22 protein-coding genes, 4 tRNA genes and 1 riboswitch are annotated in these 22,251 nt (G+C 39.6%); of the genes, 6 read left to right on the top strand and 20 right to left on the bottom strand.

Annotated features, from left to right (window positions below; genetic code table 11):
• The 19 genes from M5121_RS06630 to M5121_RS06540 form a co-directional block, all read right to left on the bottom strand.
• A partial coding sequence (locus M5121_RS06630; protein WP_017397055.1) for a GTP-binding protein occupies positions 1-95 on the bottom strand: 95 nt, incomplete at its 3' end.
• 164 nt (positions 96-259) lie between these two features.
• Positions 260-334: transfer RNA gene (locus tag M5121_RS06625), tRNA-Thr, on the bottom strand.
• An 11-nt stretch (positions 335-345) separates the two neighbouring features.
• Positions 346-421: transfer RNA gene (locus M5121_RS06620), tRNA-Gly, on the bottom strand.
• 33 nt (positions 422-454) lie between these two features.
• Positions 455-538, bottom strand: a tRNA-Tyr gene (locus M5121_RS06615).
• Positions 539-590: 52 nt separating this feature from the next.
• Positions 591-666, bottom strand: a tRNA-Thr gene (locus tag M5121_RS06610).
• A gap of 99 nt (positions 667-765) precedes the next feature.
• Entirely contained in the window at positions 766-2,259 is a 1,494-nt protein-coding gene (gene trpE, locus M5121_RS06605) for an anthranilate synthase component I (protein ID WP_249570690.1), read from the bottom strand.
• Positions 2,260-2,341: 82 nt separating this feature from the next.
• Positions 2,342-3,034, bottom strand: a complete 693-nt coding sequence (locus M5121_RS06600; protein ID WP_249570689.1) for a phosphoglycolate phosphatase — start codon at positions 3,032-3,034, stop codon at positions 2,342-2,344.
• 69 nt (positions 3,035-3,103) lie between these two features.
• Positions 3,104-3,721, bottom strand: a complete 618-nt coding sequence (locus M5121_RS06595) for an FHA domain-containing protein (RefSeq protein WP_249570688.1) — start codon at positions 3,719-3,721, stop codon at positions 3,104-3,106.
• 64 nt (positions 3,722-3,785) lie between these two features.
• The gene (gene gspD / locus M5121_RS06590) at positions 3,786-6,044 is read right to left on the bottom strand and encodes a type II secretion system secretin GspD (RefSeq protein ID WP_249570687.1); all 2,259 of its coding nucleotides are present in this window, start codon (positions 6,042-6,044) and stop codon (positions 3,786-3,788) included.
• 41 nt (positions 6,045-6,085) lie between these two features.
• Positions 6,086-6,919: a type II secretion system protein N gene (locus M5121_RS06585; RefSeq protein ID WP_005163074.1), complete on the bottom strand. Its 834-nt coding sequence runs from the start codon at positions 6,917-6,919 to the stop codon at positions 6,086-6,088.
• The gene (gene gspN, locus M5121_RS06580; RefSeq protein ID WP_005218647.1) at positions 6,919-7,662 is read right to left on the bottom strand and encodes a type II secretion system protein N; all 744 of its coding nucleotides are present in this window, start codon (positions 7,660-7,662) and stop codon (positions 6,919-6,921) included. The genes M5121_RS06585 and gspN overlap by 1 nt, the downstream gene beginning before the upstream one ends.
• Positions 7,663-7,840: 178 nt before the next feature.
• Positions 7,841-8,167, bottom strand: a complete 327-nt coding sequence (locus tag M5121_RS06575) for an H-NS histone family protein (protein WP_005163077.1) — start codon at positions 8,165-8,167, stop codon at positions 7,841-7,843.
• Positions 8,168-8,558: 391 nt separating this feature from the next.
• On the bottom strand, positions 8,559-8,996 hold the full coding sequence (locus tag M5121_RS06570) for an acyl-CoA thioesterase (protein ID WP_249570686.1): 438 nt from the start codon (positions 8,994-8,996) through the stop codon (positions 8,559-8,561).
• A gap of 7 nt (positions 8,997-9,003) precedes the next feature.
• On the bottom strand, positions 9,004-10,197 hold the full coding sequence (locus tag M5121_RS06565) for a heme biosynthesis protein HemY (protein ID WP_249570685.1): 1,194 nt from the start codon (positions 10,195-10,197) through the stop codon (positions 9,004-9,006).
• Positions 10,198-10,204: 7 nt separating this feature from the next.
• On the bottom strand, positions 10,205-11,032 hold the full coding sequence (locus M5121_RS06560; RefSeq protein WP_249570684.1) for a hypothetical protein: 828 nt from the start codon (positions 11,030-11,032) through the stop codon (positions 10,205-10,207).
• A complete protein-coding gene (locus tag M5121_RS06555) occupies positions 11,029-11,805 on the bottom strand; it encodes a uroporphyrinogen-III synthase (protein WP_249570683.1) in 777 nt (258 codons plus the stop codon). Before M5121_RS06555 ends, M5121_RS06560 begins: the two co-directional genes overlap by 4 nt.
• A complete protein-coding gene (gene hemC, locus M5121_RS06550; protein WP_249570682.1) occupies positions 11,805-12,722 on the bottom strand; it encodes a hydroxymethylbilane synthase in 918 nt (305 codons plus the stop codon). The genes M5121_RS06555 and hemC overlap by 1 nt, the downstream gene beginning before the upstream one ends.
• 103 nt (positions 12,723-12,825) lie before the next feature.
• Complete coding sequence (locus tag M5121_RS06545; RefSeq protein WP_087545162.1) at positions 12,826-13,566, bottom strand: LytR/AlgR family response regulator transcription factor; 741 nt, start codon at positions 13,564-13,566, stop codon at positions 12,826-12,828.
• A 58-nt stretch (positions 13,567-13,624) separates the two neighbouring features.
• Positions 13,625-14,767 carry a sensor histidine kinase gene (locus M5121_RS06540; RefSeq protein ID WP_249570681.1) on the bottom strand — a complete coding sequence of 381 codons (1,143 nt, stop codon included), beginning with the start codon at positions 14,765-14,767 and terminating at the stop codon, positions 13,625-13,627.
• On the opposite strand from M5121_RS06540, the gene argH reads away from it, so the two are divergent.
• Together argH and M5121_RS06530 are read left to right on the top strand one after the other, a co-directional pair.
• The gene (gene argH / locus M5121_RS06535; protein ID WP_034602814.1) at positions 14,758-16,191 is read left to right on the top strand and encodes an argininosuccinate lyase; all 1,434 of its coding nucleotides are present in this window, start codon (positions 14,758-14,760) and stop codon (positions 16,189-16,191) included. The two genes, M5121_RS06540 and argH, sit on opposite strands and share 10 nt — an antisense overlap.
• Before the next feature lie 9 nt (positions 16,192-16,200).
• Positions 16,201-16,473: an oxidative damage protection protein gene (locus M5121_RS06530; protein ID WP_004773983.1), complete on the top strand. Its 273-nt coding sequence runs from the start codon at positions 16,201-16,203 to the stop codon at positions 16,471-16,473.
• Between the two features lie 472 nt (positions 16,474-16,945).
• Here M5121_RS06530 and phoU read toward each other — a convergent pair whose 3' ends face one another.
• Positions 16,946-17,668, bottom strand: coding sequence for a phosphate signaling complex protein PhoU (phoU, locus tag M5121_RS06525; RefSeq protein WP_087536549.1), 723 nt, complete (start codon positions 17,666-17,668; stop codon positions 16,946-16,948).
• A gap of 146 nt (positions 17,669-17,814) precedes the next feature.
• Positions 17,815-17,935: riboswitch (TPP riboswitch) on the top strand.
• Between the two features lie 84 nt (positions 17,936-18,019).
• On the opposite strand from phoU, the gene thiC reads away from it, so the two are divergent.
• The 4 genes from thiC (at position 18,020) to dksA (ending at position 22,161) form a co-directional block, all read left to right on the top strand.
• Complete coding sequence (gene thiC, locus M5121_RS06520) at positions 18,020-19,915, top strand: phosphomethylpyrimidine synthase ThiC (protein ID WP_087536548.1); 1,896 nt, start codon at positions 18,020-18,022, stop codon at positions 19,913-19,915.
• Positions 19,916-19,990: 75 nt separating this feature from the next.
• Positions 19,991-20,602, top strand: coding sequence for an NUDIX domain-containing protein (locus M5121_RS06515; RefSeq protein WP_005163115.1), 612 nt, complete (start codon positions 19,991-19,993; stop codon positions 20,600-20,602).
• Positions 20,603-20,622: 20 nt separating this feature from the next.
• Entirely contained in the window at positions 20,623-21,438 is an 816-nt protein-coding gene (gene cpdA, locus M5121_RS06510; RefSeq protein ID WP_249570680.1) for a 3',5'-cyclic-AMP phosphodiesterase, read from the top strand.
• Between the two features lie 189 nt (positions 21,439-21,627).
• Positions 21,628-22,161, top strand: coding sequence for an RNA polymerase-binding protein DksA (dksA, locus tag M5121_RS06505; RefSeq protein WP_005163120.1), 534 nt, complete (start codon positions 21,628-21,630; stop codon positions 22,159-22,161).
• The last annotated feature ends 90 nt before the right edge of the window (positions 22,162-22,251 follow it).

Here is a 22,251-nt window from a genome sequence, read left to right as displayed (position 1 = left end):
ATCGCAGCAGTTAAAGTTGTTTTACCATGGTCAACGTGACCAATTGTACCCACGTTTACGTGTGGTTTATTACGTTCAAACTTAGCCTTAGCCATTTGATTTTCCTCGTTTACGTCGACACCAGTTTAGAGAAAAACAACCCTGAAAAACTTTCTTTATCGACATTCGCCTAAAAAACTAGACACCCAATACTTGAAAAGCAGACTATAATAGCCTGCTTCTTTAAAAATTTTGTAGAAATCCTACTAAGCTGTATATCTGGAGCTCTTATCGAGATTTGAACTCGAGACCTCTCCCTTACCAAGGGAGTGCTCTACCACTGAGCTATAAGAGCGACATCTTCGATGGAGCGGGAGACGAGGATCGAACTCGCGACATGCAGCTTGGAAGGCTGCCACTCTACCAACTGAGTTACTCCCGCATGTTGGTACTTACCACTTCAATCGAAGTTAGATGGTGGTGAGAGAAGGATTCGAACCTTCGAAACTTTCGTAGCAGAGTTACAGTCTGCCCCCTTTGGCCGCTCGGGAATCTCACCATATCACACTTACACAGTGCTGTTCTTTACGCTATACTACCACACTTTAAGATGGTGCCGGCACACGGATTCGAACTGTGGACCTACTGATTACAAGTCAGTTGCTCTACCAACTGAGCTATGCCGGCTCTTTCTTAGCGTTTCGTACGTTTCGTATCGGAACGGTGTGCAGTTTAGCAAAACTCTGAATCGATGCAAGTGGTTTTTTCAAAAAAACCGTTAAAAACTCATAAAATCAATCCGTTTGACGATAATTCAACCGCTTTGATCACTGCGCGAGCTTTTATTTGGGTTTCATTCCACTCTGATTCAGGATTTGAGTCTGCAACTAAGCCTGCCCCTGCCTGTACATAGACCTTTTTATCACGAATCACACAGGTACGAATCGCAATCGACATGTCCATTTCACCATGCCAGCCTAAATAACCTACAGCACCACCAAATACACCACGTTTAACTGGCTCTACTTCATCAATAATTTCCATAGCGCGGATTTTTGGTGCGCCTGAAAGGGTTCCAGCAGGAAAGGTTGCTTTAAACACATCTAAAGCATCCACGTCATCACGTACTTCACCCTGCACATTAGACACGATATGCATGACGTGAGAATAACGCTCAATCACCATACGATCAGTCACTTGCACTTTACCAATTTTAGAAACGCGACCAACATCATTGCGACCCAAATCGATTAGCATGAGATGTTCTGCAATCTCTTTTTCATCTGCAAGTAAATCTTGTTCCAAGGCAAGATCTTCTTCCTTAGTTTTACCACGTGGTCGTGTTCCAGCCAAAGGACGTACTGTTGCAATACCATTTTCTAAGCGTGAAAGAATTTCTGGCGAAGAACCCACGATATGAAATGGCTTTTGATCTGTGAGCGTTTGTCCTTGCACTAGAAATAAATACGGCGATGGATTGAGATGGCGCAATGCACGATAAACTTGTATAGCCTCACCATCAAAGTCAGACACCATACGTTGACCAGGCACGACCTGCATCACATCGCCTGCACGGATATACTCTTTTACTTTCTCAACGGTTTCTAAAAACTTTTCTTTACCTGTAATGGATTCGAAATGTGGCGCAGTATGAGGTTTCGCTTGTAAGCTGACAGGCGTAGCGAGCAACTGCTCAAGTTGATCCAGCTTCTGCTGAGCCTTCTTATAGGCATCAGGCTGACTCGAATCTGCGTGATGAATTAAAAACAAAGTGTCCTTTAAATTATCAAACACAATCACGGTTTGAGACAACATTAACCAAAGATCTGGCAACGTCACAGGATCAGCCGTGGGAACGTTTTTAAGTTTTGGTTCGATATAACGTACCGCGTCGTACCCCAAATACCCAACCAAGCCACCAGTAAAACTTGGTAACTCAGGCAATTCAACTTGGGTTGGCACCTTAAATTGACTTTGAAAATCACGGATATACTGAAATGGATCAGCGCAGTCTTGCTGGCGAAGCGAGCCATCAGCTTGCTGAATGGTCAATACACCTGCATTACAGGAAAAAACAATCGACTCCCCCAAACCAATCATTGAATAGCGCGCCCAATTCTCACCCCCTTCAACAGACTCAAAGAGATAAGCTTGTTTTTGTTCTTTAAAACGTGCAAAAACAGAAAGTGGGGTTTCTGTATCGGCTAAACGTTGGCGATACACAGGAATGGTGTTATAGCCTGCTGATTTTAATTGCTCAAATTGTACTAAGGTCGTCATGAATCTTCTCTATGGTTTTAATTTCTGTGCGTTTTTTCTGTAGTGCCTTCTCAAGCCCGCCATCGAAAAACCATAACAAACTTCATGCTTGTCTCCTGACTAAATCATCTTCTATCAATTCTGCCAAACTATCGACCACTTGCTGTGGCTGACAGTCATAGATACTTTCCCCATGATTATAGCCATAGCTGACCACAATACAATCAATACCTGCACGTCTGGCGGCTTCCACGTCATTACTCGAATCACCAATCATCAAAGCTTGTGACGCTGTAATATTTTGTTGCTGGATACAGTGTAGTAAAGGCAAAGGGTGAGGTTTACGTTCAGCTAAACTATCACCACCAACCACCATCTTAAAATATGGGCTTAACTGCAAAATATCGAGGATACCTTGCGCTAAATGCTCTGGTTTGTTAGTTACGCAAGCCATCGTAATATTATGCTGTTGGCAGTAATCCAAAAATGGTAAAACACCTTCATATACTTTGGTGTTTACACATAATTCTTGTTCATAAACCTCAACAAAAGTATCAAGCAATTGCTTCTGCTGCTGGGCATCAATCTGCCCAAACAAATGCTCCAAGACAGTCTCACATAGTTTAGCCGCACCCTTGCCTACCCAAGCTCGAATCTGCACCTCTGTTACCAATGGTAATGCCAGTTTTTCCAAACTTAGATTCATTGCTCGATATAAATCAGCCGCCGAGTCCACAAGCGTCCCATCCAGATCAAATAAAATTAAACTTCGTTGTTGTAACTGAGCAACAGACATAGATTTCGACTCAAGAAATAAAAAGGCACGCCCATATGAGCATGCCTTGATTGTAAAAGCTTAATATAATTATTTAAAGAATAACCAAGCAATCACAGCTAAAATGATGAGTACAACAATTGAAATTAAACCAATCGATGCATTTTTTTGCTGTTCAATTTCTTGTTGAACACGAGAAATAGGTTCTTCAATCGGGATCGGCTGCTGCTCAGCAGCAGCCTGAACATCAATACCTTCAGGAATTGGTGCCGGTTTTGGAATTCCCACTTGTTGTGGCATACCATCTCGATTAATCGAAGTTTCCGCAGCTCGCTCTGCAAGCGTTGGCATGCCCGTATCGTGCTTCGTTGCTGTTACTGGCTCAACTTCAATTTCTGGTAGCTCTGTAAGTGTTGGCACAATTGCCAAAACTGAAAACACAAAACTCGCGAATTGTAAAATATCGCCATCATTTAAAGCAGTTTCTTGTTCAACACGGGTATCATTAATAAACGTACCATTTGAAGAATTTAAATCTTGCACCCATAGCTGCTCTCCTTTGAGTAGCAGCGCTGCGTGACGGCGTGAAATATCCGCAGATTGTAATAAAATATCTGCATCCTGATGTCGCCCCACCAACATATCACGCTCAATACTAATCTCTTGCCCTGTAAATTCACCTGTAATGGCTTGTAATTTCCAAGTCATAGATGTTTATCCTTATCATAATTTCTTTCAATCATAACATTGTGACATAAGCGCTTCTGTGCATCTACTGTGAAGACGCAGGACGAATCGTCGTGGTTGTCACTGTATGTTTACTGCGTTCAGTTGCTTTGGCTGGAAGCTGCACCGTTTTTCGTTGTATTTGAGGCTCAACTACAACGACAGGCTTTGTGATAACCACAGCCTCTTTTTGTGTTGTTGTTGGAACTTTTTGGTATGGTGAGCTACTTACCGCAGGTTGTGGGCGATAAATATCCGCAACATTTTCAGGTAATTTTGCAAAATTACCATTTTTATCCATAGACAATTGGAGACTGTATAGCTGGTTATAACGTTGTTGAGATATACGTTGCACATCCTCAGCATCACCCACTATGGTTGGATGGATAAATACAAGTAAATTACGTTTTTCATTGCCACGACTATCTGAACGGAACAAACGACCAAGATAAGGAATATCCCCAAGAACAGGCAAACTTTGACGACTAACATCAGTCTGATCGGTAACCAAGCCACCTAACACGACTGTTTGTCCATGATCTGCGAGGACTGAAGTTTTAATCGCTCGTTTACTTGTCACCAAGTCAGCAGCCTGACCCTTACTATTTTCAACGTTTGAAACTTCTTGCTCCACTTCAAGTCGAACAGAACCGCCTTCACCGATATGAGGGATCACCTTTAAAGTAACACCCACATCTTTACGCTCAACAGTTGTGTAAGGATTCACCGTACTGTTTCCAGTCGTCGCAACTGAACCTGTTACAAATGGAACATTCTGCCCTACGACAATATACGCTTCTTCATTATCCATAGTCACGATGGATGGTGTAGACAATAAATTTGATTTTTTATTTTCTTTTAGCGCTTGGATGAGAGCACCATATAATTTACGAGAGCCATTCGCACCTTCTTTGTAGTCACCCAAAATAATGGATGAACCTGTACCGAGTGCGGAACCAGCACCTGCTGCCCCACCTGTTAGATAGCCTGCTGCGAGCTTAGAAATACTAGAGCCGACATTCGAAAAGTTAATTAATCCAACACCGCTATTGAGATCACCTAATGCCCATTGCACACCAAGTTGATCAGCATCACTACCTACAATTTCAATAATGGCAGCCTCAATCAAGACTTGCTGACGTCGAGTATCTAACTGCTGAATGGCTGCCTCAATTTCACGCATCAATTGCGGATCAGCTTTAACAACCAAAGCATTTTGAGTGCTATCTGCAATAATACTCACACCAGCACTATTAAAGCTTGTAACACCACTATTTTGGCTATTATTACTGCTATTGTTAAGATTAATTGACGGCGTGGAAATTGAAGAAGTTGAAGTTCCCGCCGATGAACCCGAATTTTGATTATTTGAAACTAGATTGCTAATTGAGTTCGATTTACTAGCACTAGAATTTGATGAGGACGAAACTGACTGTCCTGTGACTAAACCTTGTAGAATTTCAGCTAAGTTCTTGGCACTCGCATATTTTAAACGGAATACTTTCAAACCACCCAAGCGATCTGCCGATGGAACATCGAGCATTTCAATCATCTGGCGTAAACGTTTGCGTGAATCAGGATCACCCTTAACTAAAATACGATTGGTTCGATTATCTGCAATAATTCGCACACGCGAACCAATAAAATCTTTCGAGGCACCTGTTGCACTCATGGTTTCGAGCAAACCAATAACTTCTTCAGCCTGACTTGATTGCAAACTGATCGCTTCAATATCATTTTGCCCTGTACCATCCAAATTACGGATAATATTTTCAAGTTGATAAATATTCGTCGCACGATCTGAAACGATTAAAGCATTGGTGCCAGCCACAGCAGCCAAATGTGCAAATTGCGGCATCAATGGTCGTAACGCAGGAATCAAATCATTTGGGTTCGTGTTTTGCAACCAAATGACACGAGTAACAATTTGATCCCCACCTGCACGACTTCGAGCATCGTAAGGAATTCCTGAGTTTTTAGCATTGCTATCAGGAACCAACTTGACCGTATTACCTGATGGAAGTGCAACCACACCATTAACATTCAACACGCCTAAAAATAGGTCATAGACCTCATCTTTATTGAGAGGTTTATTGGAAATAACTGTAACGTTCCCGCGCACACGAGGATCAACAGCAAAGTTCTTACCCGTAATATCAGCAACTTCATTAATAAATGCCGTTAAATCCGCATCACGCAGATTAATCTTCCATGTTTGTGCTTGCACATTGGTACTGATGGTCGCAACCAAAGGCGCGGCAGCAAGTAGTGCCCAAAGTGGACGTTGATGATTCAAGAAAGCCATAACCTGCACTTATTCCTAACTAATGTGATGACGTGTTATCACTAAAAACTTTGTTGTATGGTCATCACTTGATCACCACGTTTTATTTCTATTTTGGCATGTCCTTCACGACGTACTTGCTCTAATAATTGCACTTCGCTAAGACCCTGCCCGACTGTCTGACCGTTGATCGATAGAATACGATCACCAGACCGCAAACCCAAGGTATTTTTTAAATTCGTTGGTGTTCGATCTGAGATTTCGTAACCGTCTGAACCACCACTCACTCCCATATTTTTTAAATACTGCTCACGATTTTCCTGCATTTGTTGGATCGCTTGTCCCAGCGCAGATTGTGATGAGTTTTGAGCAGGCGCAGATGTTTGAGGTGTTGCAGCTTGAGGGTTTAATACAGGGGCAATTGGCTGGTATAAACCATTATCTAAACCCTTAAATTTAACTTCTCGTGTTGCACCATTATCCTGCTTTAGAATGACATGGTCCCAATACACTTCCGCTAGTTGATAGGAAGTTGAACCGATGGTTTCACCAACACGATAACGTTCAGCAGTATCGTTTAACTTAATAACCGCCGATGACAAATAGCTTGGATAACCCAACAATACGCCCTGCAACTCCACATTGACATTATCTTGTGCTGTCGTGGTAGCAGGTTCATTAAATAGTGCAAAAGAACTAATATTAGGAACTTGCGCCTGTTGTGAACCCAATGCAACACGATCAAACTGCATCGGCTGAGGTGGAGCCACAACCAACCAGAATAAAGAAGCTAACTTCCAACACAACCATAAAATGAGTAAAGCCAGAATAAAAGCACTTGTTTTATCGAATTGCTGCCAACGAAACTGCTGTAGTTTTTGTGCTATTGTTTTCATTAAAAACCACCTTGCAACAATGGTTGGCGAGAACTAATGACGTAAGTGTCGAGTCCCGCCTTACCTTGATAAGATGGTACATTTAATAACATCCGCTGTGTTAATTGAACATCGAGCATAAGATTCGGGTCTAAACTTAGATTCGCCATTTTCTGACTTTGCTGATCCCGAACATCTATTTGCAATTGCCCATTTTCATCTTTCATTTCCGCAGTCAATGAAGGCATATTCATACGATCTTGGCGTTGACCAAAGGTATAATTCAATTCACCACCACCCCAGTGCAATTTACCTTCAGTTGCAGTAAAACCTTTTTCTTTTTGATAATTAAACTGTACATCTTTAAGTTGAATTGAATTCTCAGGCCACTGCCAATTGGCAAAATACTTTAAAGTCTCAGGTGCAATTTCACCTTGCAAATCTTTGATCAAAATCTTTTGACCTAAACCGTAACCAAAAATACCATTAAATTGGGTATTCCCGCTGTGAATATCGAGATTTGCGCCAAGACGCAACATTAATAAATCTAAAGGACGTGTTTTCCAATGTACAGAACCACGTAACTGACCTTTTTGCCAATCCGCTTGTCCCTGCCAAATATTGCCGCTAACATTATGTAAGATTTGATTATCTTTAGAAAATTTCGCAATTAACCATGTTGCTGGAATTTGTAAAATAATAAAAATTAAAAATGCAAAAATGGCGAAAACCCACCACTTCCATTGTTTGGTATTTTTCTTCATTCCACCCTTACCAAATGCACAAATTATCATCCTTTTAGAGACACTCGCCCCTGAATGACATTATGCATACTTTTTCAACATCGCCAATTCTCTCATATAAAAAAACCAAGCTTTTTAAGCTTGGCTTTAATGAAGCATAGAATCATCGTATGACAGAACGATGACGAGTAAAACTTGCTTAGATTAGAAAATCTTCAAGTTTTGCGCCTTTCTCTAATTCAGCAACTAACCAACGTGGCTGTTTACCACGACCAGTCCAAGTTTCTTCTGTATTATTTTTATTACGGTAGCGTGGTTCTACTGCTTTGCGCGTTGTCTTCTTACGCTTTTGCTCACCTAACTCTAATAACTCTTCAACACTAAAACCAACTGCTTCAGCTATTGCAATAATTTCATTATAAGCATCTTCAATTGCTTGATCTTTTTTGCTTGCGATTAAAGCTTCCGCTTCTACCTGTAACCGTTTTAAGTCTTCTACAGATAAATCACTAATATCTGGTTTCATTAGAACCACTCCAACTCAAAAGAAATATATCACTCAAAATAAAAAAGAATTCAAAAATTCTATTTCCATAGTAATTTATATACAATTAAATAATCAATATTAAATTAGTCAACTTAATCACAATATAACCATAAATCATCTTATATTTACAATAAAACAAAAAAACTTAAGTGCATTTGATTAAATCAATTGTATTAAATTTTTTTAAAATGATGAAATAATTTTTAGAACCTGATGAATATTAATTTTACCTTAATTTTTGATGCTTTCTATAGGTTGAATTTCATATAACAAATCTAGACTATCTATGAATTAATTCACAAAATAAAAAGATAAGTTATATGAGATTAACGCACTCAAAATAAATATAGACATAATAGTCTTTATAAAATTATTTTAATGCAAGATTATTTCCAACACTTTGTTCAATAGCAATAATATTTTGTTTAATCAATTCAGGAATAGCTAGTTTATTGGAGGTTACTTTATCAACACAAACCATCACTGCCTCTCCTGTTGCAACGATTTGGTTTTGTGTTTCACTCCATAAACTATAATGCATTCGAAAAGCACTATTTCTGAGCTCCTCAATACGTGCACCAATATGCAGCACATCAGGATAAAATACTGGCTTTAAATATTTACATTGACTAGAGGCTACCACCGTCACTATATCTTGATCAAATATATTTAATGCCATTAAATAAGCAATTCGTGCACTCTCAATATAGCGATAATACTGCACATTATTTACATGCCCAAAAGCATCCATATCACCCCAAGCAATTGTTTGTCGATGTACAACAGGATAGACAGACAGGTCTTTCATATCTCACTCATATCTTAAAGTTTAAAAAATTAACATCATTTTCAAAGATTAAATTCAACTGCCTGATCAAATCCAGATTATCTCCAAGCGTTGATTTAATCCGCAAATAGCTCATTAATATATTATCAGGATATAAAGTTAATAACTGCTCAGCTTCTTCTAAACGTTGAGTTGCAACATAAATATGCCATTTTGCAAAGGTCAACATTGGAACACTCGTGTAACGCTGTTCTAGCTGAATAATACGTTGCTCAACATAGCTATAATCGGGAATTTGCTTCAGTAGTTGCTGTTGGAACCAAAGATAAAAAACCTCTGGATCGAAATTTTCCTGCAATAAATGCAATGCAAGATCCTCATGCTGCAATCCCATTTCTGGCATACGTGCCAATAATTTTAACCACAAAACCTTACTACTATATGGTCGTGCTTGAATTTCATTCTCTAGAGCAATATACCGCTGTTGCAGTGCAGCTAAGTCATCCACAGATGCTTGATCAAACTGTATGAGTAATTGTTGCAACCAGAGATCTCGATGTTCTGCACTTAATAAACCATGCTGAATTGATTGTAAAAACAACCAAGGCTGTTGTAAGGCAAGTTTGCCCCACAAAACAGTAATGCGTTGTTGATAAGCAGTTTCAATCTCAGCCAACCAAGGTGAAAGTTGATGCTGTGCAAGGAATTCTAGATGGGTTAATGCTTTTTCTGTTTCATGTTGTTCTAAGAAAATATCTATCCGCTGTAGTTCTGCCAGCTCAAAGGCCATCGGTGCTGATTTCTCTAGTTTCTGCAAAGCGAGTTGATAGTCACCATTTTTATAATCAAATTGTGCATCAACAATATTACTCAGCAATCCTGATTGAGCAAAAACACGCTCAATAAATCCCTGCTGTTCTTTTGCCGCATCAAGCAGCCAGACTATACCGAGCTGCTCATATGGATGTAGATCTTTAAATTGTAAAATATTTTCTTTCTTACGCTGTTCTCGCGCAAAATATCTGCGACTCACAAACCATAACAACTGTGCGAATAAACTAATCACAATAAAAAGTGCGATTAAGCCCCATAAACTGCTTTGGAACTGCCAATCGCGCCAGTAAATATAAACATAGCCATTACCGTAGCCATAGCTCAGCATGGCAAACATAGCAAAAAATAATAGGCTTACAAGTAAATAAATGAACACCAGTTGTTTCATAATTACATTACCCCAGTAAACCAAGGGTCGTTAATTTAGGTGTCGGAATAACTGAAAGATTTAACAGCTTTTCTAATTTTTGCTTGATCATTTGACTGTTTTGATCAGGTAAAATTAAGAATAATCGAATTACCTCTTGAACGGATTTGCGATACTCAGATGCTTGTCCTTGATGTAAGGCTTGTGAAGCAAGAAGTAAACGTAACTGAGCTTCTTTTAAAATGAGATGGCGATTGATTAAATCAGGCTGTGTACGCTGCACCTTTTCAAATTTGAACCAAGACCACCATGAAGAGGCTTCAGCTTTTTGCATTTTAATAGTTGGGTTATGCACTTCTTGTAAAAGCTTTTGATCCAATTGCTGCAATAAAGTATCAATCTGTTGCTGCTGTTGGGTTTGCATAAGCACATAATGTTGAATAGCTTGTTTATCCTGTTCGATCGCTTTCATCAAACTATGCTGTAAAGCAGGAGAAACCGTATATTGGACAATATGCTGCTGTACTTGATTTAATTGATCAATCGCATAAATGAACTGTTGTTGATCTATTGCGAATTGAACTAACTGTAATTGCTGTTTGATTAATATAACAGGAGCTACACCCGTGACCATACTGGGTAAGCTCGAAGCTTCTGAAGGGTCAGATAAATGAGCATCTTGTAATTGTCGCTGCACAGCGACAAATTGATCATTCAGCAAAGAATAACGTTGCTGCTGCTGTGTAAGCTGTTGCTGGAGTTGAGGAACGATCTGAGAATATTGTGCTACGTCATAACTAAGTTTGGCTAACCACAATAAACTTAGTAATAAAATCAGGTAAACAATCTTTCTCATATACGTCCTTGCCAAGCACCGATACGTTGAATAATCTCTGATATAGATAAATTATCAAGCTGAATAATGTTAATCTCTTGATGTGTTTGCAACCGTGCATTTTTGAGTAGCTGTGCTAAACGCTCACCTAGCGCCAAATATATCCATTTCGCATCTATATTATTTTGACCACAAAGCTGCTGCCAATTATTCCAACTCGCTTCACTACTAATCAACACCATAACAGGTTGACTTGGCATTATTTTTTTTAAAATTTTTGGAAAAAGCGTAACACTTTGAATTGGGCATTGGCGACGATAAAGAACAAAATTAAGAATCTCGACACCTTGCTGTTGCAACTGCTGCATCATAAACTGCCGTCCCCCAAGACCACGCCAAAAAGCAACTTTATCCAAATGTACTTGTTGATTTAATATTGGAAGCTCTAGCATACCTTCCGAATTTTCAACCTCAGGGATGTGACTGTCTATATCAAATTTTGCGAGTGCTTGGGCAGTTGCTTGACCCACTGCGATCCATTGCACATGCTTAATTTGATCTAAGGATATCTTTTGTTGTTGTAAATATTGCATACCAACATCAACAGCGGTCGGGCTGACAACAACAATAACTTGCACCTGCTCAAGTTGCTGATACAGTTCACGTAAATGCCCCGAAAAAGGTTCAGCTACAAGTTCCAACAATGGCAGATTGAGAACCTGATGACCCACTTCCAACAATGCTTGCGTTAAGTTCACAGCACGATCTTCAGGGCGCGTATTAATAAAAAGCATTAATAAAGCGCTTTTAACAATTCACCCGCACCTTGCTCCAATAAGCATTGTGCAAGTTGTTCACCTAATTGTTCAGCATCTTCTAAAGTTCCAACCAATTGTTGTTTTAGTAAGATTTTTCCATCAACACTTCCCACACGACCTTCTATGCTGAGCTGATCATTGGCTAAAGTTGCATATCCTGCGATTGGAACTTGACAACCACCTTCTAGATAGGCATTAAACGCACGTTCTGCACGCACACAAATTGAGGTTTCTTCATGCTGTAATGGTTGAATGATTTTTAATAATTCTACATCATCTGCACGACACTCTAAGCCCAATGCACCCTGACCAACAGCAGGTAAACTTAAAACAGGCGCTAAACAATGACGAATTCGATCTGCCAAACCTAAACGCTTTAATCCTGCACTGGCTAAAATGATCGCATCATATAAACCATCATCAAGTTTTGATAAACGCGTCCCCACATTGCCACGTAAGTCAATAATCTCTAAATCAGGACGTATTTGTAAAATCTGGCATTTGCGACGCAAACTAGATGTACCTACTTTGGCACCTTGAGGTAACTCATCAAAACTTTGGTAATGATTCGAAACAAAGGCATCAAGTGGGTCTTCTCGCTCACAAGTCACAGCGAGCGTTAAACCTTCGGGTAAGTGCATTGGCACGTCTTTCATTGAATGGACCGCCAAATCAGCGCGACCCTCTAACAAAGCAGCTTCCAGTTCTTTAACGAATAATCCTTTACCACCAATTTTTGCCAAAGGTGTATCTAGAATTTTATCACCCTGCGTCACAAACTTAAGCAACTCAACCGTTAAATCTGGATAAAGCGCATTTAAACGGGAGCGAATATGCTCCGCCTGCCAAAGTGCTAGAGGGCTTTGTCGAGTCGCAATTTTTAAGGTCTTCATAAATTCAAGTTAAGCATGGATCAAAACAATTGTTTCAAACTTAACTTGCTCACCTAAAATTGCAAGCAAAAACTGATTTTTCATCTGACTTAAGCTCAATATTTTATAATTGATGCATACATTCTCTTAAGCTTGGTAAATGACGGCGACTTACAGATAAGCGTTCATCCAGCTCACGTAATCTAACCTGATACTGACCCGCCGCAATCAGTTCCAACCGTTCTAAATAATCAAGAGAAACTAAAGCATTACGATGAATTCGAATAAAACGATCTGAAAACTCAGATTCTAGATCTTTTAAAGTTTCATCAATTAATACACTGCCATTCCGATGACGCACAGTGACATATTTCTGATCTGCTAGAAAATAGTAAATATTCTCTATTGGAATTAGTTCGACCCCGCGATAAGTTTTCGCAGCAATTTGATGGCGTTGAGTTTTAGTATCGTACATATCGTCTTGTTGTTGTAAACCAGTCATTTGTGCTTGTGTAAGTTGCGTCAGACTATTGAACACCTGTTGTAAATCTTGTTGTGCAATAGGCTTGAGCAAATATCCTTGTGCTTGAAACTTAAACGCTTCCAATGCGTGTTGATCATATGCCGTACAAAAAATAATAGCTGGACGAGGGCTAAGATGACTGATCTGCTCAGCGCACTCCAATCCGTTCATTCCAGGCATTTGAATATCTAATAGAACAACATCGGGCGAATCATTTTCAATATGGTTTAACACATCCTGCCCATGATGCGCCGTCGCAATCACCTCATGACCCATTTGGGTCACTAAACGTGACAAACGCTCTACTGCGAGAGGTTCATCATCAGCAATCAGAACTTTCATCCTCTCCTCCTTGTCACCGTTAACTTCATCCGTCATTTTTTATGGTTAACTTAACTTATTATTTTACTCGATAGTGATAACTTACCACCGTGGTATATAACGATACTCCCCCATAAACCTGAAACTTCACTGTCTGTCCGTAGTAGGCTTTTAGACGTTGCTTCACATTGTCTATTGCAATACCATTCCCTTGTCTCGATTTTATTGTATCGTGAGAATAAGGGTTAGTAATGACTATACTGACTTGATTTTGCAATATTTCAACCAATACGCTAATGGTTGAGGGCTGTAAAACTTTTTCTACCCCATGAAAAATACTATTCTCTAGCAAAGGTTGCAATGTTAATAATGGAATCGTGACTCGTTTTAATTCTAAAGACGTCGCCTGTATATTCCATTCTACCTTTAAACGCTCTCCTAAACGTAATTTTTCAATACTTAAGTATTGCTGACACAAGTCAATTTCTTCAGCCAAACTCACCAATTTCAATTCTTGAAAACTGGCGCGGAATAATCGTGACAAGTTAATCAACATGTTTTCTGCTTTGTCAGGATCAATTGAAATCAAACTCACGACGCTATTTAAACTATTAAATAAGAAGTGAGGATGAATACGTGCTTGCATGGCTTGAATCCGCGCATTCAGCTCACTATATTGCTGATTCATCCATTGCTCTCGCATATAGAGATAACGCAAACAGAAAGCACCAAGCAAGATGCCATACCCCAAATGCAGACTTACACCTTGAAATAAGATATCTTCAGAAAAATTATTTGTTGATGAACCCCAATATTGAATTATATTAATGACACACGTGGTAAGTAAAACAATAAGTTGAAGAAAAATAAAACCTAAAATTAACGCCATTTTCTGACTAAATTTAGCAAAAAACTCTTGAAAATAGTCAACAAAAGCAGAAAACGATAAAATTATCCAGTTAATAAACAGCATGTATTGAAAAACTCGGATACTTTCCACTGCTTGCCAAGAACGAGCTTCTGCAAGTGCAAGCACCATTGCCAAAACATTACTTGCTACAATTAATTCCAATAAGTGTTGCCATTGCCCAATTTTCGTAAAAAAATAGGACCCTGCTGGACTCATTTGACGTGTTTTCGATAACTTCTTGCGTCGAATTTCAGCAACTACGTTTGGATTTGCTATACTCTTTTTTATTTTACTGAGCCGCCATGACCACATCTTCTCAATCCTCTTCTTCAGCAAGCCCTAATCAAACCTCTGGAATGTGGGGCGGTCGCTTCTCTGAAGCAACAGATGCATTTGTTGCAGAATTTACCGCATCTGTTCAATTTGACCAACGTTTTTATAAACAAGATATTGCAGGTTCGATTGCACATGCAACCATGCTTGCTAAAGTTGGTGTACTGACCGAGGCTGAGCGTGATGATATTATCCAAGGTTTAAATACAATCAAAGCTGAAATCGAAGCAGGTAATTTCGAATGGCGTATTGATTTAGAAGACGTACACATGAACATTGAGTCTCGCTTGACTCAACGTATCGGCATCACAGGTAAAAAATTGCATACAGGTCGTAGCCGTAATGACCAAGTTGCAACTGACATCCGTTTATATTTACGCGATGAAATTGATGACATTTTAGGTCTATTACTACGCTTACAAAAAGGCCTACTCAGTCTGGCAAGCAAAAATACCAATACGATTATGCCTGGTTTTACTCATTTACAAACAGCTCAGCCAGTAACATTTGGTCATCACCTATTGGCTTGGTTTGAGATGTTGGTTCGCGATACTGAACGCCTTCAAGATTGTCGCAAGCGAGTTAATCGCATGCCACTCGGTTCAGCAGCCTTAGCCGGAACAACCTACCCGATTGATCGCGCATATACAGCCGAATTATTGGGTTTCGAAGCTGTTTCTGAAAATTCGCTTGATGCTGTTTCTGATCGTGACTTTGCCATTGAATTTAACGCTGCTGCATCATTGATCATGATGCATTTATCACGTATGTCTGAAGAACTGATTTTATGGACTTCGGCTCAATTCAAGTTCGTCAACATTCCAGATCGTTTCTGCACAGGCTCTTCAATTATGCCGCAGAAGAAAAACCCAGATGTTCCTGAGTTAGTACGTGGTAAATCAGGTCGCGTGTTTGGTGATTTGATTAGTTTATTAACACTAATGAAAGGTCAACCATTGGCATATAACAAAGACAACCAAGAAGATAAAGAGCCTTTGTTTGATGCAATTGATACCGTTCGTGGTTGCTTAATGGCCTTTGCAGATATGGTGCCTGCACTCGTTCCAAACATTGAAATTATGCGTGAAGCAGCGCTTCGTGGTTTCTCTACAGCAACTGACCTTGCTGATTATCTTGTGAAGAAAGGTGTTGCTTTCCGTGATGCACACGAAATTGTAGGTAAAGCAGTTGCGCTTGGTGTGGCTGAAGAAAAAGATTTATCTGAATTGACATTAGAACAGCTTCAACAATTCTCTGATCTGATTGAAGCAGATGTATTTGACAAAGCTTTGACTTTAGAAGCTTCTGTAAATGCGCGTGATCATATCGGCGGGACATCGCCAAAACAAGTTGAAGCAGCCATTACTCGTGCACACACTCGCCTAGAACAGTTATACGCTTAAGGATAAATCATGACGAGACAAGTATTTTGCCGCAAATATAAACAAGAGCTTGAAGGTTTAGACTTTGCACCATTCCCAGGTGCAAAAGGTCAAGAATTCTTTGAGACGGTTTCAAAACAGGCTTGGCAAGAATGGTTAAAACACCAAACCACGCTCATTAACGAAAAACGCCTCAATGTATTTGAACCCGATGCGAAGAAGTTTCTTGAAGAGCAACGCGAGAAGTTCTTCAACAATGACGAAAGTGTTGAAAAAGCAGAAGGTTGGACGGAACAAAAGTAAATCGTTTCAACTAACACCACTGAATAAAAGAGAGCTAAATATAGCTCTCTTTTTACGTGACATTTACATAAGTAATAAAGGTTTACAGAGTATACACAGTTGTCTACATGACAGATTAACACTCTCCGCTTATATTGAATACCAGAAGCAAAAAGAGATAGTTCGATATCTCAAGTAACACATAATATTTCTCTCCCAGACTTTCCCCCGAAGTCTGGGATTTTTTTATTTGTATGATATCAATTTATATAAAAATCATATTCACGGTTATATTAGGTCAATCAATTGCCCAGCAACGTTATTCAAATTACGCTAACCCCACAATAAAAAATGCCTTAGGATTTTGAGAAATTATTGGATGACTACTCTTAAAATTCACCTAATGATTACTTCATTTCCGATGACTTTATGCAACGTATGGCAATAAAAAAAGCTGCTCATTATGTAGCAGCTTTGAATCTTTATTTGGTGATTATTTTTGATTCACTTTTTGTTCAATTTCTTCAATACTGGTATGACGTACATCCATACCTTTTGCCATATAAATAACTTGCTCTGAAATATTACGGGCATGATCGCCAATTCGCTCAAGCGAACGCAATACCCACATCACATTAATCACACGAGTAATATGGCGTGGGTCTTCAATCATGTAGGTCATCAAAGTTCGTGTTGCAGACTGATATTCACGATCAATATCCACGTCTGCCATCACCACTTTTAAAGCCTGATCAACATCTAAACGCGCGAAAGCATCCAAAGCATCATGAATCATAACACGCACTTGGTTACCAATATGGCGTGTTTCCATATAACCGCGTGGAGACTCACCTTCTTCACATAAATTTTGCGCAATACGAGCAATTTTTGAAGCTTCGTCACCAATCCGCTCTAAATCTGTATTTGCTTTGCTCATCGCAATGACCATACGCAAATCAATTGCAGCAGGATGACGGCGGGCGAGAATCAAGGTCAAACCTTCATCAATATCACGCTCATATTGATTAACAACATTATCTTTAAATTGAACATCAATCGCCAAATTTTCATCTGTGTCTAATAAAGCATGAATTGCATTTGCAACCTGCTGCTCTACTAAGCCACCCATGGTCATAAATTTGGTATGTACATCTTGTAAGTCTTCATTAAATTGTGAAGAAATATGGTGACTTAACACAGGATTACTTGGACTCACAGTATGCCTCCACTAGACACATGGAAAAATGATTGGTGATTAAAACACAGCAATGATGAAACTTTTATGACAATAACATAGCTGAGCCAAAAGTCGATTGCTGCGAATTGATAAAACAAAAATCTAAAAATCTGTTAGTCTAAATACCTAGCTTGACGGAGCGCAGTTAATTAACTGCTGAGATTATCTTAATCGCAAGATTTAAAGATGAGTACCGTTGAACCTGATCAGGTTAACACCTGCGTAGGAATCAAGCCCAACAAAAGCCTCGCCTTTATTTATCAAAGAGATAAATGCGCTATCGTTTTTGCTCGTGCTTGATTCGTTAATGTAATACATAAGGATCATGCCATGAACCAATTAACGAATCTTCCCTCTGCTGATATTTCTGCTCAACATGAGCAAGATGCTAAAGATTTAACCCGTATTTTACCTGCTTCACGCAAGGTTTATGTTGAAGGTTCTCGCCCCGATATCCAAGTTCCATTTCGCGAAATTAGCTTGACAGAAACGCCGACAGGTTTAGGGGGTGAATATAATCCTCCTGTTATGGTTTATGACACATCGGGTGTTTATACCGATCCTGATGTCCAAATTGATTTAAATCAAGGTCTACCTTCTGTCCGCCAAACTTGGATTGAAGAACGTGATGATACCGATGTACTCTCAAGTTTAAGTTCTGATTTTGGTCAGGCTCGCTTAAAAGATATTCGTACTGCTGACATTCGTTTTGCTCATATTCAAAACCCTCGTCGAGCTAAGGCAGGGAAAAATGTTACGCAAATGCATTATGCGAAACAGGGCATTATTACGCCTGAAATGGAATATATTGCAATTCGTGAAAATCAACGCCAAGGTGACGGCGTAGACATGCGTCAGCATGCAGGACAAAACTTTGGTGCTCAGAATTTAAGAGAAATTACACCTGAATTCGTGCGTCAAGAAGTTGCCGCAGGTCGTGCAATTATTCCTGCCAACATTAATCATCCTGAAATTGAACCAATGATCATTGGTCGCAACTTTTTAGTAAAAATTAATGCCAATATTGGGAACTCCGCTCTAGGTTCATCGATTGATGAAGAAGTTGCTAAAATGACATGGGCAACGCGTTGGGGCGCCGACACGATCATGGACCTATCGACAGGGAAAAACATCCATGAGACCCGTGAATGGATTATCCGCAACTCACCTGTTCCAATCGGCACAGTACCAATCTATCAGGCTCTGGAAAAAGTCGATGGTGTAGCCGAAGACCTCACATGGGAAATCTTTAAGGACACGTTGATTGAGCAAGCTGAACAAGGCGTCGATTATTTCACTATTCACGCAGGTGTGTTATTACGCTATGTGCCTATGACCGCAAATCGTCTCACCGGTATTGTGTCTCGTGGCGGTTCAATTATGGCGCAATGGTGTCTTGCGCATCATCAAGAAAACTTCTTGTATACGCATTTCGATGAAATCTGTGAAATCATGAAAGCCTATGACGTTTCATTTAGCTTAGGTGATGGTTTACGTCCAGGCTGTATTCAAGATGCAAATGATGAGGCTCAATTCAGTGAGCTTAAAACCTTAGGTGAATTGACACACCGTGCTTGGGAACATGATGTTCAGGTGATGATTGAAGGTCCCGGTCATGTGCCTATGCATATGATTAAAGAAAATATGGATCTACAACTTGAAGTATGTAAAGAAGCACCTTTCTACACACTTGGTCCACTCACCACTGATATCGCACCGGGTTATGATCATATTACCTCTGCAATTGGTGCTGCAATGATCGGCTGGTACGGTACTGCAATGCTCTGTTATGTCACACCGAAAGAGCACTTAGGTTTACCAAACAAAAAAGACGTCAAAGACGGCATTATCACTTATAAAATTGCAGCACATGCAGCAGACTTAGCCAAAGGTCATCCGGGTGCTCAAGTTCGTGATAATGCATTGTCGAAAGCACGTTTCGAATTCCGATGGGATGACCAGTTCAACCTCAGCTTAGACCCTGATACAGCACGCAGCATGCACGATGAGACTTTACCCAAAGAAGCACACAAATCTGCACATTTCTGTTCTATGTGCGGACCAAAATTTTGCTCGATGAAAATCACGCAGAATGTGCGAGATTATGCACAAAATCAGCACAATGCCAAGCAATCAAATGATGCTGAAAAGGATGTTGAAGCAGGTCTCAATGCAATGAAAACCGCTTATCAGGAACATGGTCTAAAATTGTACCACAAGCTGTAAATCGACTAAAAAAAGATTTGCCCACGAATCAATCTCGGTTAGGATGAGATATGTACAATCTCATCCTGATTGAAGATGAATATTCTTGACCACGCCAGCTATTCAGCATCCGACGTTACGATAGAATCTCGGGAGTTTTTATTCCGAGGATTCATTCAAGTTGAGAAAGTGAATCTTACGCACCGACTATTTCATCGATCTGAATATTCACCAATTATTCAGCGTGAACTTATACATCGTCCAGAAGCTGCTGGCGTTTTACTTTATAACAATCAGCAACAACGTTTCGCACTTATTGAACAATTCCGAGTTGGTGCATTAAATGACTCCGAGTCAGCATGGCAACTTGAGATCATTGCGGGTGTACTGGATGGAAATGAATCTCCAGAAACCTGTATTCGTCGTGAAAGTCTAGAAGAATCAGGCTGCGAAATTAATGAATTGCAGCATTTATTCAGTTTTTATCCTTCTGCTGGTGCATGCGCTGAGTTTTTTCATTTATATGCTGCAGAAGTTGATTTACCAAGCAGTGGTGGCATCTTTGGCGTTCCAGATGAAGGAGAAGATATTCAACTCCATTTGTTTGATTACGCTGAAATCACCATGTTATTCAAAAATAATCGCTTGAAGAATGCCCCTGTCATCATGGCATTACAATGGCTTAGTCAACATATACAACGACAATAAATCTGAAAGGGGATAAGACGGTGACTTTTCAAGTCTCAAAATTATCACAAAAAGATTTTGTGATAATACAAATTACTGATACTCATTTATTGGAGTATCCGCATTTAGAGTTTGTCGGGATGCACCCTGAACAAAGCTTTCATGCAGTAATTGACTTGATGCGCCAACAACATCCGCAGATCGATATGATTGTGCATACTGGAGATTTAGCACAAAACCCAACAACTGTGACTTATGATCGCTATCTTAAGCATATGCAGAGTATAGGTATTCCCTTTTTTCAGACGCCTGGCAATCATGATGATGTATCTCACTTCCCTTTTCATGGAGCAGATCCGCATCAACCTACTGTCGTAGAAATTGGCGATTGGAGCATTATCTTACTCAATAGTGCACAGCCAACAAGAATTGATGGCAAAATTGCAGAGGCTGGCCTTGAACAATTAACAGAATTATTAAAAAAACATCATGATCGTCATATTATGATTGCCTGCCATCACCATCCTTTTGCGATGGAATCTGCTTGGATTGATCAACATAAACTAAAGAACTCATCTGATTTACTCGAAACCATTCAACCTTTTTCAAATATCAAAGCCATCATCTGTGGTCATGTCCACCAAGATTCTATTAACACATGGCAAGATATTCAATTTTTATCAACGCCATCAACCTGCATACAATTCAAACCTAAAAGTGATAAGTTCGCACTTGATGAAGAACATCCGGGTTACCGCTTTATTAAACTCAAAGCAAACGGAGAAATCGAAACTCAGGTCTATCGTTTATCAACTTCACAGCGAATGAATAGCTCTGAAGTCTTGGGATATGACTAAACTTTTGATTACAAATTACATTCTCGTTTTCTCACAAAATCTGGACGGGAATGACTACCATCTTGCTGAAAAACTCTATATGATGTCGACCCTTGATGGGAAAAACCATCTTAGGTTTCTATAAAAACACTTGCATATCACCATATTTTTTGCGTATAGATAGTACGTGTAAGATGAGGAATGCCCTATATGGCGAATGACAACCAAAATCAAGTCTTGGACGAACAGACAGAAGTGATCGACGATCAAAAATCGGCTGTGAAACGCGTACGTAAAACCAAACCAAAAGCTTCAGAAGGTGGTACAACTGCCAGCTTATTTGGAATTGCACCTTATCAGCCGAAGAAAAATGAAGAATATATGTCTGAAGGACAGCTTGAGCATTTCCGCCAAATTTTAAATGCATGGAAAGCTGAGTTAATGTCTGAAGTTGATCGTACATTGAACACAATGCAAGATGAGTCAACTGCTCTTCCTGACGTCAACGACAGAGCAACGCAAGAAGAAGAATTTGCGATTGAATTACGTACACGTGACCGTGAGCGCAAACTCATTCGTAAAATCGAACAATCACTTGAAACAATTCAAAACGAAGATTACGGTTTCTGTGAAACCTGTGGTATCGAAATTGGCTTACGCCGTTTAGAAGCACGTCCAACAGCGACTTTATGTATCGATTGCAAGACTTTGGCTGAAATCAAAGAAAAGCAAAATAACGGTTAATAATCCCTCCCAACCTCCCTTTGAAAAGGGAGGAATACTACGAATTGAAAGATTTATGATATTCGAGTATTTCCCCTCCTTTATAGGAGG

Origin of the sequence: Acinetobacter sp. ANC5681 (assembly GCF_023488045.1) — a bacterium.
Lineage (GTDB): Bacteria > Pseudomonadota > Gammaproteobacteria > Pseudomonadales > Moraxellaceae > Acinetobacter.
This window is presented reverse-complemented; position numbering and strand designations above follow the sequence as displayed.